The organism is Mycobacterium sp. 48b (assembly GCF_048282725.1).
Taxonomy (GTDB): Bacteria; Actinomycetota; Actinomycetes; order Mycobacteriales; family Mycobacteriaceae; genus Mycobacterium.
The window spans coordinates 3,342,081-3,357,811 of sequence record NZ_JBLVUL010000001.1 but is presented as its reverse complement, the minus strand read 5'-3'; the positions used below and the strand labels follow the sequence as shown (position 1 = coordinate 3,357,811).

The 15,731-nt window shown below is 67.9% G+C and carries 14 protein-coding genes and 1 pseudogene; 6 read left to right on the top strand and 9 right to left on the bottom strand.

Annotated features, from left to right (window positions below):
• Positions 1–81 precede the first annotated feature (81 nt).
• The 4 genes from ACNQR1_RS16280 to ACNQR1_RS16265 all read right to left on the bottom strand — a co-directional run bounded on the left by ACNQR1_RS16280 (position 82) and on the right by ACNQR1_RS16265 (position 2,740).
• Positions 82–498 carry a hypothetical protein gene (locus ACNQR1_RS16280; RefSeq protein WP_418047221.1) on the bottom strand — a complete coding sequence of 139 codons (417 nt, stop codon included), beginning with the start codon at positions 496–498 and terminating at the stop codon, positions 82–84.
• Positions 495–1,796, bottom strand: coding sequence for an ArsA family ATPase (locus tag ACNQR1_RS16275; protein ID WP_418047220.1), 1,302 nt, complete (start codon positions 1,794–1,796; stop codon positions 495–497). Before ACNQR1_RS16275 ends, ACNQR1_RS16280 begins: the two co-directional genes overlap by 4 nt.
• Positions 1,793–2,230 carry an SRPBCC family protein gene (locus tag ACNQR1_RS16270; protein ID WP_064883117.1) on the bottom strand — a complete coding sequence of 146 codons (438 nt, stop codon included), beginning with the start codon at positions 2,228–2,230 and terminating at the stop codon, positions 1,793–1,795. Before ACNQR1_RS16270 ends, ACNQR1_RS16275 begins: the two co-directional genes overlap by 4 nt.
• A 120-nt stretch (positions 2,231–2,350) precedes the next feature.
• Complete coding sequence (locus ACNQR1_RS16265; protein ID WP_418047219.1) at positions 2,351–2,740, bottom strand: polyketide cyclase / dehydrase and lipid transport; 390 nt, start codon at positions 2,738–2,740, stop codon at positions 2,351–2,353.
• A 106-nt stretch (positions 2,741–2,846) separates the two neighbouring features.
• Between ACNQR1_RS16265 and ACNQR1_RS16260 the strand changes: the two genes are divergently transcribed.
• Positions 2,847–4,646: an AMP-dependent synthetase/ligase gene (locus ACNQR1_RS16260; RefSeq protein ID WP_418050387.1), complete on the top strand. Its 1,800-nt coding sequence runs from the start codon at positions 2,847–2,849 to the stop codon at positions 4,644–4,646.
• Between the two features lie 10 nt (positions 4,647–4,656).
• Here ACNQR1_RS16260 and pimB read toward each other — a convergent pair whose 3' ends face one another.
• The 4 genes from pimB to ACNQR1_RS16240 form a co-directional block, all read right to left on the bottom strand.
• A complete protein-coding gene (pimB, locus tag ACNQR1_RS16255) occupies positions 4,657–5,799 on the bottom strand; it encodes a GDP-mannose-dependent alpha-(1-6)-phosphatidylinositol monomannoside mannosyltransferase (RefSeq protein ID WP_418047218.1) in 1,143 nt (380 codons plus the stop codon).
• 60 nt (positions 5,800–5,859) lie between these two features.
• Positions 5,860–6,756 carry a peptidase gene (locus ACNQR1_RS16250; protein ID WP_418047217.1) on the bottom strand — a complete coding sequence of 299 codons (897 nt, stop codon included), beginning with the start codon at positions 6,754–6,756 and terminating at the stop codon, positions 5,860–5,862.
• Positions 6,725–7,861, bottom strand: a complete 1,137-nt coding sequence (gene ripC, locus ACNQR1_RS16245; protein ID WP_418047216.1) for a peptidoglycan hydrolase RipC — start codon at positions 7,859–7,861, stop codon at positions 6,725–6,727. Before ripC ends, ACNQR1_RS16250 begins: the two co-directional genes overlap by 32 nt.
• Positions 7,862–8,013: 152 nt before the next feature.
• On the bottom strand, positions 8,014–8,280 hold the full coding sequence (locus ACNQR1_RS16240; protein WP_418047215.1) for a hypothetical protein: 267 nt from the start codon (positions 8,278–8,280) through the stop codon (positions 8,014–8,016).
• 131 nt (positions 8,281–8,411) lie between these two features.
• Here ACNQR1_RS16240 and ACNQR1_RS16235 point away from each other — a divergent pair.
• A pseudogene (locus ACNQR1_RS16235) lies at positions 8,412–10,259 on the top strand (DEDD exonuclease domain-containing protein); the annotation flags it as partial.
• On the opposite strand, the gene trpD reads toward ACNQR1_RS16235, so the two are convergent.
• Complete coding sequence (gene trpD, locus ACNQR1_RS16230; protein WP_418047214.1) at positions 10,197–11,291, bottom strand: anthranilate phosphoribosyltransferase; 1,095 nt, start codon at positions 11,289–11,291, stop codon at positions 10,197–10,199. The pseudogene ACNQR1_RS16235 and the gene trpD overlap by 63 nt on opposite strands.
• Before the next feature lie 124 nt (positions 11,292–11,415).
• On the opposite strand from trpD, the gene ACNQR1_RS16225 reads away from it, so the two are divergent.
• The 4 genes from ACNQR1_RS16225 to ACNQR1_RS16210 are packed head-to-tail and all read left to right on the top strand — an operon-like array spanning position 11,416 to position 15,669.
• Positions 11,416–12,027 carry a cytochrome c oxidase subunit 3 gene (locus tag ACNQR1_RS16225; protein ID WP_082940089.1) on the top strand — a complete coding sequence of 204 codons (612 nt, stop codon included), beginning with the start codon at positions 11,416–11,418 and terminating at the stop codon, positions 12,025–12,027.
• Positions 12,028–12,038: 11 nt separating this feature from the next.
• Positions 12,039–12,872 (top strand): c-type cytochrome, encoded by an 834-nt coding sequence (locus ACNQR1_RS16220; RefSeq protein WP_418050386.1) that lies wholly within the window; start codon positions 12,039–12,041, stop codon positions 12,870–12,872.
• Positions 12,869–14,035 (top strand): ubiquinol-cytochrome c reductase iron-sulfur subunit, encoded by a 1,167-nt coding sequence (locus tag ACNQR1_RS16215; RefSeq protein ID WP_418047213.1) that lies wholly within the window; start codon positions 12,869–12,871, stop codon positions 14,033–14,035. The genes ACNQR1_RS16220 and ACNQR1_RS16215 overlap by 4 nt, the downstream gene beginning before the upstream one ends.
• Positions 14,032–15,669, top strand: a complete 1,638-nt coding sequence (locus ACNQR1_RS16210; protein ID WP_418047212.1) for a cytochrome b — start codon at positions 14,032–14,034, stop codon at positions 15,667–15,669. The genes ACNQR1_RS16215 and ACNQR1_RS16210 overlap by 4 nt, the downstream gene beginning before the upstream one ends.
• Positions 15,670–15,731: the final 62 nt, after the last annotated feature.

The window sequence follows — 15,731 nt, the reverse complement described above, 5'->3', positions numbered from 1 at the left end:
AATGCTCTGCGACAACTGTACCCAGGCCATGTTGTGGCTACCACAGCAAGCCCTGGATGCCTGCTGAGTCTCAGCGATGCCTCAGTCTTCTACGGAGACCGGGATGTGCTGGTAGCGACCGGGAGGCGGCGGGGGCGGGTAATCGTCGGGCGGCGGCGCGTCTGGCCCACCGTCAGGTGGCGGGCTACCTCCGCCGGGGCCGTTATCCGGCCCGTCGCCGCCGAACCCGTCGCTCCCGTCGTCGAGAACCGCGCGGATCACCGTCAGCAGGGCCACGCTGTGTTCGGCGATCACCGAGAGCAGCGGATGCTGTTCACCGTTGACCACCGCCGCCAGTGCGCACACCGGGCACCACACCTGCTGGCACTTGCCGGGGCTGCTGTCGGCCGACGCCGCGAAATTGGCCGCCGCCAACCGCACCGCCGGATCCAGCCGGTCCAGAATGTCCTGCGCCAATTGCCGCAGCTCCGAACCCAGCTCGGGATGAGACCCCGTCATGCCGGCCACACCTCCGGATTCGGACGAAAACGTACCGTCAGCTCGCTACCCCGCAATTGCGCGTCTGTCACGATGCACCGACGCAGGACAGAGGCCAACCGCACCCGGCGCCGCATTCCCGCGACGCCGATGATCAAGTCATCATCGACGCGACCCAGCGTGAGGCCGGCCGAATCGATCTGCGGCAACTCTAGCCGCAATCGGTACACAGCTTCGAGTCCAGACCCCGACTCCCGATCGACGACGGGCCGCAACGGACCCGGAGGCGGCGACCCGTCACGCCGTCGAGCACTGTCGATCAGCTCCCCCAGCGCCTTGGCGCCGATCGGTTCCCCCGGAACGTGCGGCACGAGCACCAGCTGCACATCGCCGATCGTGGCATCGAGATCCTCGAGCACCGCCTGCTGCTCGGCGATCCGCTCTGTGTACCAGTCGAACGCGGGATGCGCGGGAAGATTGTGGTACTCGAACGAATCATCTTGCACCAAAATCTGATTGACGATGATCTCGGCTACATCGACACCCATCAGAGCCAGCGACCCCAAGGTCCGCGAGGCCTCTGCCGCCACCACTCGCTCGGGGGTGAGCACCAGGTGCGCACTCACCCTGGAGCCGTCGGTGAGCAGGGTCCCGAGCCGGCGGATTCCGGAGTCGACGCGTTCGAGCAGGGTCACGATGGCCGCACTGACCGCATCTCTGCCCTGACTGCTCCTCGCGTGCGCAGAAGAACCCGACAGCCGGCGGTGCCGCGGCCAGGCCCGTTCCAGATACAGGCCGAAGGTCTCCGGCAGCGTCAGCATCCGCAGGGCATCCGCCGTCGAGGCGCAGTCCACCACCACGTGATCCCAGTGTCCGGACTCGGCGAGCTCGCCCACCTCGTGCAGCCCGAGCACTTCCTGGATTCCCGGAAGCGCCGAAAGTTCTTCGGGGGCAACATCTCCCAGATCTGACTCGGGGAAACGTGCCGCCAGCGGGCCGGCCGTCTCGACCCAGCGCGCGCCGAGCAGGGCCAGTGTGTCGAGTGCGAGCGCGTCCAGGACACCGCCCTCGTCGGACAGTCCCGTATCCAGATCACTGAGCACGCGGGTAGGGCTCCGCTCCCCTGTGGGAGCGAGCGCGATCCCCAGGACATCGCCGGTGGAATGCGCCTGATCGGTGGACACGATCAGCACCCGCCGGCCGGAAGCCGCGTCGCGAACCGCGGTGGCTGTCGCCAGCGTCGACTTACCTACTCCGCCCTTACCGACGAACAGGCTGATCCTCGCGGGAGAAGGTGAGCTCCCTTCCGGCGAAGTCACTCAGCCTCTGCTCGTTTCTTGAGGTCTTTGAGCGCCGTGTCGGTGAGCCTGCGCTCAGCCTTGCGCTTGAGCAGCCCGATCATGGGGATGATGAGGTCGACCGACAACTCATAGGTGACCTCGGTGCCGGATCCCTTGGGCGCCAAGCGGTATGCGCCTTCCAGCGACCGCAACAACGAACTGGACACCAAGGACCAGGTCACCGAGGTGCGATCAGCAGGCCACACGTAGGCCAGCACCATCGTGTCCTTGAGCACCGCGGCGTCGAGCACCAGCCGGGCGGTCTTCGGATTGCCCTGCGCGTCGGTCTCCAGGACCTCGGCTTCCTTGTATTCGGCGACCCACTGCGGATACGAGCCGATATCGGCGATGACATCCATCACCGTCACCGGATCAGCGTCGATGTAGATGGTCTGTGTCGTCTTGTCGGCCACCGCATCGCCCTATCTCCCCGCACGCGGGGTTCCCCTACTTCCCCCGCCAGGCGGGGGTGCTCTGGCTCTCGCCGAGAAATCTACCCTCCCGCAGATAGACCCGGTCAAACACGCCAGACGTCAGGCCAGTCGGGACACCCCGACCGGGCGAGTCGACTCCAACCGCTGCTTGATACCGAAGGACATCACCTTGCCCGCCACCCGGCGTTGGTGGTTCATCTTCGCCAGATCCATCTCGGCCAACTGCTTGGCCGTGGCGCCGGACGGTTCGGCGTGCAGGAAGTAGTGCAGCACCACACCGTCCATCACCTCCTCCAGCCAGACCTCCATCGTGCCGGTCAGCGCGCCGGTCACAGTCCAGCGGTGGCCCTTGTCGGCGCGGTCCTCGACGACCTTGAGTACCAGGTCCGGCCACCACCGCCGCCAGCTGGCGGGATCGGCGACCGCGGCGCCCACGGCGACCGGATCGGCGCAGACGAACGTCTCGTCGGCGATCTGAATGCTGTTCATCGCGGACTAGCTTCACACATGCGTGATCGCCTGCATACCGGGGCCGACTAGGCTGACCCGCAAAGCCGGTACCACAAGCCTGGAGGGCAAGATCGTGCGTGAGTCAGTGCGGGAATACAGCGTGCCCGCGTCTTTTGCCGTCGGCGAGCACGACAGCGTCGTCAGCTCGGTATCCGCACACGCGGCAGACACCCCCGACCACGTCATCTTCCGGCGTCTGGTCGACGGGGCATGGACTGATGTGACCTGCGCCGAAGCAGCCGACCAGATTCGTTCGGTCGCCCTGGGCCTGATCGCCGAGGGAATCCAACCCGGTGATCGCGTGGCCATCCTGTCGGCGACCCGCTACGAGTGGCCGATCATCGACTTCGCGATCCTGTCGGTCGGCGCGGTGACCGTGCCGATCTACGAGACCTCCTCGGCCGAACAGGTGCGGTTCGTCCTCGACAACTCCGCGGCGCGGATCATCTTCGCCGAGACCGACGCGCACGCCGAGACCGTGGAACAGCTCCGCGGTCAGCTGCCCGAGCTGCGCAAGGTGCTGCGGATCGACGGCGCAGGCACGCCCGCGCTGGAAGCCATGGCCGAAGCCGGCAAGTCGACCGACGTCGCCGAACTCGACAAGCGCCTGGCCGGAATCCGGTCGGCCGACCCGGCCACCCTCATCTACACCTCCGGGACCACCGGCCAGCCCAAGGGCTGCCAGCTGACCCACTCGAACCTGCTCTACGAGATCCGCGGGGCCAAGTCCTGCTTCCCGACCGAGCTGGCCCCGGGTGAGCGGATGCTGGTGTTCCTGCCGCTGGCCCACGTGCTGGCCCGGGCCATCACCATCGCGGCCTTCACCAACAAGGTCACCCTCGGCTTCACCAGCGACATCAAGAACCTGGTCCCGACCTTCGGCGTGTTCAAGCCGACGCTCGTCGTCTCGGTCCCCCGCGTGTTCGAGAAGGTCTACAACACCGCCGAGCAGAACGCGCGCAACGACGGCAAGGGCAAGATCTTCTCGATCGCCGCCGACACCGCGATCGAGTGGAGTAAAGCCCAGGACGAGAAGGGCGGCGCCGGTCTGCTGCTGCGCGCCAAGCACGCCGTGTTCGACAAGCTGGTCTACGGCAAGCTGCGGGCGGCGCTCGGCGGTGAATGCCGGGCGGCGATCTCCGGCGGCGCACCGCTGGGCGCGCGGCTGGGCCACTTCTATCGCGGTGTGGGACTGAGCATCTACGAGGGTTACGGCCTCACCGAGACCAGCGCGGCCATCACCGTGAACCGGGTCAACGACCTCAAGGTCGGCTCGGTCGGCAAGTTGATGCCCGGCAACAGCATGCGTATCGCCGAGGACGGCGAGCTGCTGGTCAAGGGCGGCGTGGTGTTCAGCGGCTACTGGGGCAACGAGACCGAGACCAATGCTGTCTTCACCGATGGCTGGTTCCACACCGGCGATCTGGGCGCCATCGACGACGACGGCTTCCTGACCATCGTCGGGCGCAAGAAGGAAATCATCGTGACCGCGGGCGGCAAGAACGTCGCACCCGCGCTGCTCGAGGATCGGCTGCGGGCCCACCCGCTGATCAGCCAGGCGATGGCCGTGGGCGATCAGCAGCCGTTCATCGCCGCGCTCATCACCATCGACCCGGAGGCGTTCCCCGGGTGGAAGCAGCGCAACGGGAAGGACGGGGGCGCCTCGGTCGGCGATCTGGCCGACGACCCGGACCTGCTGGCCGAGATCGACCTGGCGGTCAAGGAGGCCAATCAGGCGGTGTCGCATGCCGAGTCGATCCGCAAGTTCCGGATCCTGCCCGTCGATTTCACCGAGGACACCGGTGAGCTGACCCCGACGCTGAAGGTCAAGCGCAAGGTGGTGGCCGAGAAGTTCGCCACCGACATCGCGGCGCTGTACGGCTGATCCCGCGGGCTCAGCCCGAGAGCAGCCCGGTCAGCCGGGCGCCCTGAGAGCGCCACTGCCAGTTGTCGACTGCCCAGTGGCGTCCGGCCACGCCCATCGCCGCAGCGCGGCCGGGATCGGCGAGCAGGTCGCCGACTGCTGTCGCCACCGCCGCCACATCGGTGCCGTCCACCACGGTCCCGGTCTGGCCGTCGAGCACGGTTTCCGGCGCACCGCCCGAGGTCCCGGCGATCACCGGCACCCCGCACGCCGAGGCCTCCAGGTAGACGATGCCCAACCCTTCTACGTCCAGGCCTGCCCCCCGGGTACGGCACGGCATGGCGAACACATCGGCCATCGCATGGTGGGCGGGCAGTTCCGCGGCGGGCACCGCACCGGTGAAGGTGACGTCGGAGGTCACGTCGTGCGTGTGCGCGAGTTGTTGCAAGGTCGGCAGATACGGTCCCCCGCCGACGATGACCAGCGCCGCGTCGGGAATGCGGCGCCGGATGGCGGGCCAGGCACGGATGAGCATGTCTTGGCCCTTGCGCGGCACCAGGCGGGAAAGGCACACCACCACCGGGCGCTGCCCCAGCCCGTAGCGGGCCCGCAACTCGGCCCGGGCCACCGAATCGGGCACGAAGCGATCGGTGTCGACGCCGGGCGACAGACGTTCCAGCGCCGCATGGGGACCGAAGGCCGACGCGAACCTGCCGCGGGTATAGCGGCTGATGAACGTCACGACGTCGGCGTCGTCTCCGATCCGGCGCAGTGCGCTGCGCGCCACCGGCAGCATCGACCAGCCGACCTCGTGACCATGGGTGCTCGCCACCACGCGCCCGGCCCCGGCCCGCCGGGCCAGTGGGCCCAGCAGCGCGAGCGGCGCGGCCGCGCCGAACCACACCGTCTCGATGTCGTTCTCGGCGATCAACCGCTGCATGCGGATCGCCACGGTCGGTTCGGGCACCATCAGCGAGGTGGGATGCCGCACCACGCGATAGCCGGCCGCGGCGGCCCGCTCGTCGTAGTCGGCGGCGCCCTTCCATTTCGGTGCGTACACCGTGAGCTCGTGCGAGCCGTCACGCACCAGCTCACCGACGAATGCCTCCAGGTACGACTGGATACCGCCGCGACGCGGTGGAAAGTCGTTGGTGACCAACAAAACCCGCGTCATCGCGGCTGACTGTCCATGCGCGATCCGGCTGCGCTCCGTCTGCTCCCCATCGGCGACAGGCTATCCGGTCAGCCAGTGCCGCCACCCGGCAACCACGGCGTCGAGGTCGGAACCCAGCGTCTCGCGTATCGCGGTGGGCACATCCGGGTGACCGTGCCCACAGGCGCGCAGGTACAGCTCACGCAGCTTCGGAACGCCGTACGCGTCGGCCACGTAGCGGCTGAACCACCACGCCCGGTCGTAGGCCAGGCTGCGGGCGGCGCCGGGTGTGTCGAGGTCCGTATCGGTGGGCACTTGGGCCAGGACCGCGGCGTCGGCCGGTGCCGCGGTGGGCGGCCTGCCGACATAGTCGGCCACGCCTTCGGTGAGCCACCGCGGTGCGTCGGCCGCGGTCGCCGACCGGGCTGCGTAATGGAACAGCTCGTGGCGCAAGACAATTCGTAACGCGGCCGGGCTCATGCCTGCGGCGCCGGGGGCGAACATGATGCGCGCAGCGGTGGTGGTCGCGGCGATGTCGGGGGCTCCGCCGGCCAGTACCCGGAACTGCTGATCAGACCCTGCGACCGCGATCTCGATGTCCCGCGGCCAGTCCGGACCCCAGAACGCGGTCACCGTGGCGGCGGCCTCACCGAGTTCGGAGCCGAGGCGGCTCAGCAGGGCCTGCGATTGCGTTCCGCCCAGGGCCAGCAGCCGCGCGGTGCGCCCGTCGGGCAGCACCGACACGGTTTCCGGATCGGGTTGCGGAGCGGTGGATACGACGGTGGTGTTCGACGCGGCCGGCGGCGGGGACGGGCGTGGGCCCGGCGATGACCTCCACAGCAGCGCCGCCGCCAAGGCCAGTTCGACCAGGAGTACCGCTACCAGCAGGCGCCGCCGGGCGGTCGGGGGGACGCCGTTGTCGAGGCGCTCGGTACCGACGGACTCGTCAGTAACGACGGACGTTGTAGATCGGCGCATTGTTGACCGGGGCGACCCGAACCGGGGTGCCGTAGGTCGACGCGTGCACCATCATCCCGTCGCCGATGTAGATGCCCACATGGGAGGCATCGGAGTAATAGGTCACCACGTCGCCCGGCTGCATCGAGTCCGCCGAGACCGGCTGGCCTCCGCGGGCCATGGCCTGGCTCGAATGCGGCAGCGCGATGCCGGCGTGCTGGAACGCCCACATCACCAGACCTGAGCAGTCGAAGGAGCTGGGACCGGCCGCACCCCAGGAGTAAGGCGAACCGATCCGGCTCAACGCCGCCTGGATGACGGTGCCGGAATGGCCGCCGTCTCCACCGGGCAGCGCACCCTCCGGCGGGGCGACGTCACCGGGCGGAATCCCGTTCGGCGGGTCAGCCAAGATCGCGGGATCCTGCGCCGGCGGCAACGCCTCGGGCGCGGGCACCGGCGGGGTCGGCGGCAGGGCCGTCATCGCTTCCCGCTGGGCCGGGCTGAGCGCCTGGTACTGCGATTTGACGATCGCGATCTGCACCTGAAGCTGGCTTTGCTTGGATTGCAGGTCGGCGCGCACTGCGGCGGCCTGCTCGGCTGCGGTCTTGGCGTCGGCGGCCGATTTCGCCGACTCCTTCTCGGCCAATGCGGCCTTTTCGCCCACCGAGCGGAAGTTCTTCATCTGCGCCGACATCTCGGTCGCCATCACGCGCTGCACCGCGAGTTGCTCGATCAGCTGCTGCGGCGAGCCGGCAGTCAGGATCGCATCCACACCCGAGGTACGACCCCCCATGTACTGGGCTGCAGCTACCTTGTTGACCGAAGTCTGAAAGATTGCCAGCTGCGACTTGGCGTCGTCGACCGCCGCGGTGTCGTCGGCATGCTTCTTTTCCGCACTCTCCTGTGCGGCAAGCTTGTTGTTCAGATCCAGCTGCGCCGAGTGCATGGCCTCGGTGGTCTGCTCGGCCTGGCGAGACAGCTCATTGAGCTTTGCCATCGCATCGTCGGCGGGATCGGCCTGCGAACTCGCGGCCAGGAAGCCGGATATCAAGGTCAAGCCCGCGATTGCACCTGCAATGGGTCGCTTGACACGACTTGTGGGCCGGTGCGCGCGCTCGTGCCTCAAGTTTTCGTCCTCACAACTGGGAATACCGAGCCGCCTCGAACTGCTCTTAGGTCTCAGATAGGTTACGAAACGGCATCGGGCTTGTCCAACAGAAGCTGCAAATTTAACAGCCCTCCCTGGATATTTTCCTGTGCACGAAGCGCTGCGTGTCGTCAGGCGACTCCGGATCTGCCGCTCCGGTGAATCGGAACGAGTCGCAGCCGCGGCGCAAGGCCCACGTCAGCGAGCACTTCCAGGGCCTGCCGCTCGTCATCCAGCAAAGTTTCCGGCACTCCGAGCAACACACTCACGACGCAGTCCTGGCACCCGGGCCCGCGAACCGCGCAATCGTCGCAGTCGATGGTCACGCCGCCGGGGCCCAGCTCGTCGGGGCAGGGCTCGTCGGCATAGGACCAGTCGTCCCGCCGTACTCCGCTCATCTTGACCGTCCTCTCGATCGGTGTTGGGCGCACGCTATCGCCGGGCACCGACAAGTGACGGCGCGCCGAGGAGCCGCGACACGCGGAAGGCCGGCCGCAGTTTGTCGGGGCCTGGACCTACCGTCATCGACATGGGCCAGCGCAACATCGCCGAAGCGGGGCAGCTGGCCCTGAGTCTGGGCGCCGGCCTGGATCCTGACTTCGCCCCCTCCCTCGCCGACACCACCTTCGTGGTGGTGGACCTGGAGACCACCGGGGGCCGGGCCACCGCGAAGGCACCGGGCGACGCCTACGACGCCATCACCGAGATCGGCGCGGTCAAGGTTCGTGGCGGCGAGGTGCTCGGCGAGCTGGCCACCCTGGTCGATCCCGGCCGCGCCATCCCGCCGCAGATCGTCGAGCTCACCGGTATCACCACGGCGATGGTGCGCGACGCTCCGAAGATCGACAGCGTCCTGCCCGCGTTTCTCGAGTTCTCCCGGGGGGCGGTACTGGTCGCCCACAACGCCGGATTCGACATCGGGTTCCTGCGCGCGGCCGCCCAGCGGGCGGAGCTGGACTGGCCCCGGCCCCCGGTGCTGTGCACGGTGAAACTCGCCCGCCGCGTGCTGACCCGGGACGAGGCGCCCAGCGTGAAACTGTCGGCACTGGCCCGGCTGTTCGGTGCGTCCACCACGCCCACCCACCGTGCCCTCGACGACGCCCGCGCCACCGTCGACGTCCTGCACGGCCTCATCGAACGGGTCGGCAATCAGGGCATCCACACCTTCGCCGACCTCAAGAACTACCTACCCGACGTCACACCGGCCCAGCGCCGCAACCGCTCGCTCGCCGACCGGCTGCCGAACCGGCCAGGCGTCTACCTCTTCCGCGGCCCCTCCGACGAGGTGCTCTACGTCGGCACCGCGGTCGATCTGCGACGGCGGGTCCGGCAGTACTTCACCGGCGCCGATCCGCGAGCGCGGATGAAGGAGATGGCCTCGCTGGCGCGCGTGGTCGACCACGTCGAGTGCGCCCACGACCTTGAGGCCGGAGTGCGTGAGCTGCGTCTGCTCGCGGCCCACGCACCGCCGTACAACCGGCGGTCCAAGTTTCCGCAGCGTTGGTGGTGGGTGGCGCTCACCGACGAGGCGTTCCCGAGGTTGTCGGTGGTGCGAAATCCCGGTCACCGCACCGCTTTCGGACCGTTCTCCGCCCGTTCCGACGCCGTGCAGTCGGCCATCCTGCTGGCCCGGTTCACCGGCGTGCGCACCTGCACGGCCCGCTTCGGCGCGGCCGCCACCCACCGCTGCCCCGAGGTGGAGCTGTCCCCGTGCCCGGCCCCACAGGACATCGGGGCCGCGCCGTACGGGGACGCCGTGCAACGCGCCACCGCGCTGATCGACGGCACCGACCACTCCGCCCTGGCGGCGACATTGGCTCACATCGGCGAACTGGCCGCGGCCCGGCGCTACGAGACCGCCGCCAGGACGCGCGATCACGCGGCGGTGGCCATCGAGGTGCTGTGGCGGGGGCAGCGGTTACGTGCCCTGGCCGATCTGCCCGAACTCGTGGCCGCCCGCGCGGACGGCAACGGCGGCTGGCATTTCGCGGTGATCCGCTACGGCCAACTGGCCGGTGCGGGCACCGCGCAGCGCGGTGTGCCGCCGATGCCGGTGGTGGACGCGATCTGCGCGGCCGCGCAGGTGATCCTGCCCACCGCAACACCTTTGGGTGGCGCACTGGTCGAGGAGACTGCGCTGATCGCCCGCTGGCTGACCGCACCGGGTGTGCGCATCGTGCGTACCGAAGGCGGCCCGGACGGGGATGCCGAGACAGCCGGCGGCTACGCGACACCGATCGGCGCGGCGGGCCGCTATGCGCAGTGGGCGGCCACCGCCCGCTCGGCCCGATTGGCCGCGGCCCAGCAGCAGAACTCAGAACTGGAGACTGAACCGCACCCAACGCGCGAGCAGTTGTTCGGCCGCACCCGAGTCGATGGCCTCGGTGGCCCGCGCCAGACCGGCCTCCCACGCCGGCACCCACTTGGCGTCGCTGGCTAGCCCGGCATGGGCGACCATGGCGCCTGCCGCGTTGAGCACCACCGCGTCACGCACCGGCCCCTTGGCCCCACCCAGCACCGCGCGTGCCTCGGCGGCATTGGCGGTGGCGTCACCACCGACCAACTCACTGATGTCGGCACGCTTGAACCCGAAGGCCGCCGGATCGAACTTCAACCGGTCCACCGTCCCGGCCTGAACGCGCCAGATGGTGCTGGTGGTCGTGGTGGTCAGCTCGTCCAGGCCGTCGTCGCCGTGCACGACCAGGACGCTGGAACCGCGGGCCGCATACACCCCGGCCATCACCTCGGCCAGGTCGTCGAATGCGCAGCCGATCAGCCCGGCCCGGGGCGCGGCCGGATTGGTCAGCGGTCCAAGCAGATTGAAGACCGTCGGAACGCCGATCTCCCGGCGCACCACCGAGGCGTGCCGATACGACGGGTGGAACTGGGGCGCGAAGGCGAACCCGATGCCGATCTCGGCGACACTGCGGGCCACCTCGTCCGGGCCCAGGTCGATCCGCACCCCGAGTGCCTCCAGGGTGTCGGCACCGCCCGACAACGAGGACGCCGCCCGATTGCCGTGCTTGATCACGGGAACACCGCAGGCCGCCACCACGATGGCCGCCATGGTCGACAGGTTGACCGTGTTGGCTCCGTCGCCGCCGGTACCGACGATGTCGACGGTCTCGTGACCGATCTGGTCGGTCGGCACCCGCCGGGCGTGCGACAACATGATGTCGGCCAGCTCCCCGACCTCCGCCGAGGTCGGCCGCTTCATCTTCATCGCCACCGCGAAGCCGGCGATCTGGGCCGGGGTCGCGACCCCCGTCATGATCTGGTCCATGGCCCAGCCCGCATAACCGTTGGGCAGGCTCTGCTCTGTCGTCAGGCGCCCGAGGATGAGCGGCCACGTCGGCGCCGGCACAGATGCGGACGCGGACGAGAACTGAGGAGAAGATGCAGGAGCCACCGCCGAATGCTATCGCCCGGGCGGGACTCGACTCCGGGGCGCGGGGAACCCAACGCGACACGAATCCGACCAATTGCTCGACCCGGGTGGAGTTCGACAACTACAAAGCGTCATACTTGCGGATGTGACGAGCGCTGTAGGTACCTCGGGAACGGCAATCACGTCGCGCGTTCATTCGCTGAACCGGCCGAACATGGTCAGTGTCGGCACCATCGTGTGGCTTTCCAGTGAACTCATGTTCTTTGCTGGACTCTTCGCGATGTATTTCACGGCGCGCGCGCAAGCCGGTGGCAACTGGCCGCCCGAGCCGACCGAACTCAATTTGGCCCTTGCTGTTCCGGTGACGTTGGTCCTGATCGCGTCATCCTTTACCTGCCAGATGGGCGTGTTCGCCGCTGAGCGCGGCGACGTGTTCGGGCTGCGCCGGTGGTATGTGATCACGTTCCTGATGGGCCTGTTCTTCGTACTGGGCCAGGGATACGAGTACATCCACCTGGTCGAGCACGGCACCACCATCCCGGGCAGTGCCTACGGATCGGTCTTCTATCTGGCGACCGGTTTCCACGGCCTGCACGTGATCGGCGGATTGGTTGCGTTCATCTTGCTGCTGGCCCGCACCAAGATGAGTAAGTTCACGCCCGCGCAGGCCACCGCGGCGATCGTCGTCTCGTACTACTGGCACTTCGTCGACATCGTCTGGATTGCGCTGTTCGCCACCATCTACTTCGTCCGATGATCGGCCGGCCGATGTTCGATTCGATGAGAAGGGGTTCGATGACCAGCAAGTCGCGCCGACGACTGCGCCGACGACTGTCAGCAGGTCTCCTGCTGTTGGTCGGCCTGTCAGTCGCAGGTGGTGTTGCGGCCACGCTGACACCCACACCGCAGGTCGCAGTCGCCGACGAATCTCAGTCGGCGCTGCTGCGCACGGGTAAGCAACTGTTCGACACGTCGTGCGTCTCCTGCCACGGCGCCAACCTGCAGGGTGTGCCCGACCGCGGGCCCAGCCTGATCGGCACCGGCGAAGCCGCGGTGTACTTCCAGGTGTCGACCGGTCGTATGCCCGCGATGCGCGGTGAGGCCCAGGCACCGTCCAAGCCCGAGCACTTCGACGAGAACCAGATCGACGCCCTCGGCGCGTTCGTCCAGGCCAACGGTGGCGGCCCCACCGTGATCCGCGACGAGAACGGTGCCGTGGCCCAGGAATCGCTGATCGGGTCCGACGTGGCCCGTGGCGCGGACCTGTTCCGGCTGAACTGCGCGTCCTGCCACAACTTCACCGGCAAGGGCGGCGCACTGTCCTCCGGCAAGTACGCGCCCGACCTCGGTGACACCAAGCCGGCGCAGATCTACACCGCGATGCAGACCGGCCCGCAGAACATGCCCAAGTTCTCGGACCGGCAGCTCTCGCCGGAAGAGAAGCGCGACATCGTCGCCTACGTCCGCGAGTCGGCTGAGACCCCCAGCTACGGCGGCTACGGCCTCGGCGGTTTCGGCCCCGCTCCTGAGGGCATGGCGATGTGGATTATCGGAATGGTCGCCGCTATCGGCGTGGCAATGTGGATCGGGGCACGAGCATGACCGACAACACCCCGAAGATTCCCAGCGACGACGAGCTCGCCTCGATGTCGCGTGAGGAGCTCGTCGAACTCGGCGGCAAGATCGACGGCGTCGAGACCATCTTCAAGGAGCCGCGCTGGCCGGTCCCCGGCACCAAGGCGGAGAAGCGCACCGAGCGGCTGGTCGCGTACTGGCTTCTGCTCGGCGGGCTTTCGGGCCTGGCGCTGCTGCTGGTCTTCCTGTTCTGGCCGTGGGAGTACCAGCCCTTCGGTTCGGAGGGCGAGTTCCTCTACTCGCTGGCCACCCCGCTCTACGGCCTGACTTTCGGCCTGTCGATCCTCGCGATCGGCATCGGCGCGGTGCTGTTCCAGAAGAAGTTCATCCCCGAGGAGATCTCGGTTCAGGACCGCCACGACGGACGCTCCCCCGAGCTGCACCGCAAGACCATCGCGGCCAACCTGACCGACGCCCTCGAGGGCTCGACCGTCAAGCGCCGCAAGCTCATCGGCTTGTCGCTGGGCATCGGTCTCGGCGCATTCGGGGCCGGCACCCTGGTGGCGTTCATCGGCGGGTTGATCAAGAACCCGTGGAAGCCCGTCGTACCGACCGCCGAAGGCAAGAAGGCCGTGTTGTGGACCTCGGGCTGGACGCCCCGGTTCCACGGCGAGACCATCTACCTGGCTCGCGCGACCGGCCGTCCCGGCTCGTCGCCGTTCGTCAAGATGCGGCCCGAGGATCTCGATGCCGGTGGCATGGAGACCGTCTTCCCGTGGCGCGAGTCTGACGGCGACGGCACCACCGTCGAGTCCGAGCACCACCTCACCGAGATCTCGATGGGTGTGCGTAACCCGGTCATGTTGATCCGCATCAAGCCGGCCGACATGCCCCGCGTGGTCAAGCGGAAGGGCCAGGAGAGCTTCAACTTCGGTGAGCTGTTCGCCTACACCAAGGTCTGCTCGCACCTGGGCTGCCCCTCGTCCCTGTACGAGCAGCAGACCTACCGCATCCTTTGCCCGTGCCACCAGTCGCAGTTCGACGCGTTGCACTTCGCAAAGCCCGTATTCGGTCCGGCTGCGCGCGCGTTGGCGCAGCTGCCCATTACCATCGATAAAGACGGCTACCTGGTCGCCAACGGCGACTTCGTCGAGCCCGTCGGACCGGCATTCTGGGAGCGCAAATCATGAGCCCTGACCTTGCCAAGATCGCAGGAGCCCAAGGCGATGCGATCGATTCCCGCTACCACCCCTCGGCCGCGGTACGCCGCCAGCTGAACAAGGTGTTCCCCACCCACTGGTCCTTCCTGCTGGGTGAGATCGCGCTGTACAGCTTCATCGTGCTGCTGATCACCGGTGTCTGGCTGACGCTGTTCTTCGACCCGTCGATGGCACACGTCACCTATGACGGTGTGTACCAACCGCTGCGCGGTGTGCAGATGTCGCGGGCCTACGAGTCCGCACTCGACATCAGCTTCGAGGTCCGCGGCGGTCTGTTCGTCCGCCAGATCCACCACTGGGCCGCGCTGATGTTCGCCGCGTCGATCATGGTGCACATGGCTCGCATCTTCTTCACGGGTGCGTTCCGTCGCCCGCGTGAGGCCAACTGGGTGATCGGCTCTCTGCTGCTCATCCTGGCGATGTTCGAGGGTTACTTCGGCTACTCGCTGCCCGACGACCTGCTGTCCGGTATCGGTCTGCGCGCCGCACTGTCCTCGATCACCCTGGGCATGCCGATCATCGGCACCTGGCTGCACTGGGCGCTGTTCGGCGGGGACTTCCCCGGCGAGATCCTGATCCCGCGCCTGTACGCGCTGCACATCCTGCTGATCCCGGGCATCATCCTGGCCCTGATCGGCGCGCACATGGCGCTGGTGTGGTTCCAGAAGCACACCCAGTTCCCCGGCCCCGGCCGCACCGAACACAACGTGGTCGGCGTGCGCGTCATGCCGGTGTTCGCGGTGAAGTCGGGTGCGTTCTTCGCGATGATCACCGGTGTGCTCGGCCTCATGGGCGGCCTGCTGACGATCAACCCGATCTGGCAGTTGGGCCCGTACAAGCCGTCGCAGATCTCGGCCGGCAGCCAGCCCGACTTCTACATGATGTGGACCGAAGGCCTGGCGCGTATCTGGCCGGCCTGGGAGTTCTACCCGTTCGGCCACACCATCCCCGCGGTGGTCTGGGTCGCGTTGATCATGGGCGGTGTCTTCGGCCTGCTGATCGCCTACCCCTTCATCGAGCGGAAGGTGACCGGCGACGACGCGCACCACAACCTGCTGCAGCGTCCGCGTGACGTTCCGGTGCGTACGGCGATCGGCGCCATGGCGATCGCGTTCTACATGGTGCTGACCCTGGCCGCGATGAACGACATCATCGCGCTCAAGTTCCACATCTCGCTGAACGCGACGACCTGGATCGGCCGTATCGGCATGGTGGTGCTGCCGGGCATCGTGTACTTCATCGCTTACCGGTGGGCAATCTCCTTGCAGCGCAGCGACCGTGCGGTGCTTGAGCACGGCATCGAGACCGGCATCATCAAGCGCCTGCCGCACGGTGCCTACGTCGAGCTGCACCAGCCGCTGGGACCGGTGGACGATCACGGCCACCCGATCCCGCTGGAGTACCAGGGTGCTGCCCTGCCGAAGCGGATGAACAAGCTCGGTTCGGCCGGCTCACCCGGCACCGGTAGCTTCCTGTTCGCCGATCCGGCGGTCGAGCACGATGCGCTCACCGAGGCCGCACACGCCTCCGAGCACAAGGCACTGACCGCCCTGCGCGAGCAGCAGGACCGAAATGGCAACGGGGAGACCAACGGTCACCACTGACCACTCCCCTACCCCGAACAATCGCCGCAGCCTCTTCGAGAGGTTGCGGCGATTGTCGTATG

Bases quoted from the DNA above. Each gene is read 5' to 3' on its own strand.
- pimB (WP_418047218.1), bottom strand. From the start codon at position 5,799: ATGACGCGGGTTTTGTTGGTCACCAACGACTTTCCACCGCGTCGCGGC.
- ACNQR1_RS16240 (WP_418047215.1), bottom strand. From the start codon at position 8,280: ATGAGCGGAGTACGGCGGGACGACTGGTCCTATGCCGACGAGCCCTGC.
- ACNQR1_RS16280 (WP_418047221.1), bottom strand. From the start codon at position 498: ATGACGGGGTCTCATCCCGAGCTGGGTTCGGAGCTGCGGCAATTGGCG.
- ACNQR1_RS16215 (WP_418047213.1), top strand. From the start codon at position 12,869: ATGACCGACAACACCCCGAAGATTCCCAGCGACGACGAGCTCGCCTCG.
- ACNQR1_RS16250 (WP_418047217.1), bottom strand. From the start codon at position 6,756: ATGCGCCGATCTACAACGTCCGTCGTTACTGACGAGTCCGTCGGTACC.
- ACNQR1_RS16220 (WP_418050386.1), top strand. From the start codon at position 12,039: ATGTTCGATTCGATGAGAAGGGGTTCGATGACCAGCAAGTCGCGCCGA.
- ACNQR1_RS16265 (WP_418047219.1), bottom strand. From the start codon at position 2,740: ATGAACAGCATTCAGATCGCCGACGAGACGTTCGTCTGCGCCGATCCG.
- ACNQR1_RS16210 (WP_418047212.1), top strand. From the start codon at position 14,032: ATGAGCCCTGACCTTGCCAAGATCGCAGGAGCCCAAGGCGATGCGATC.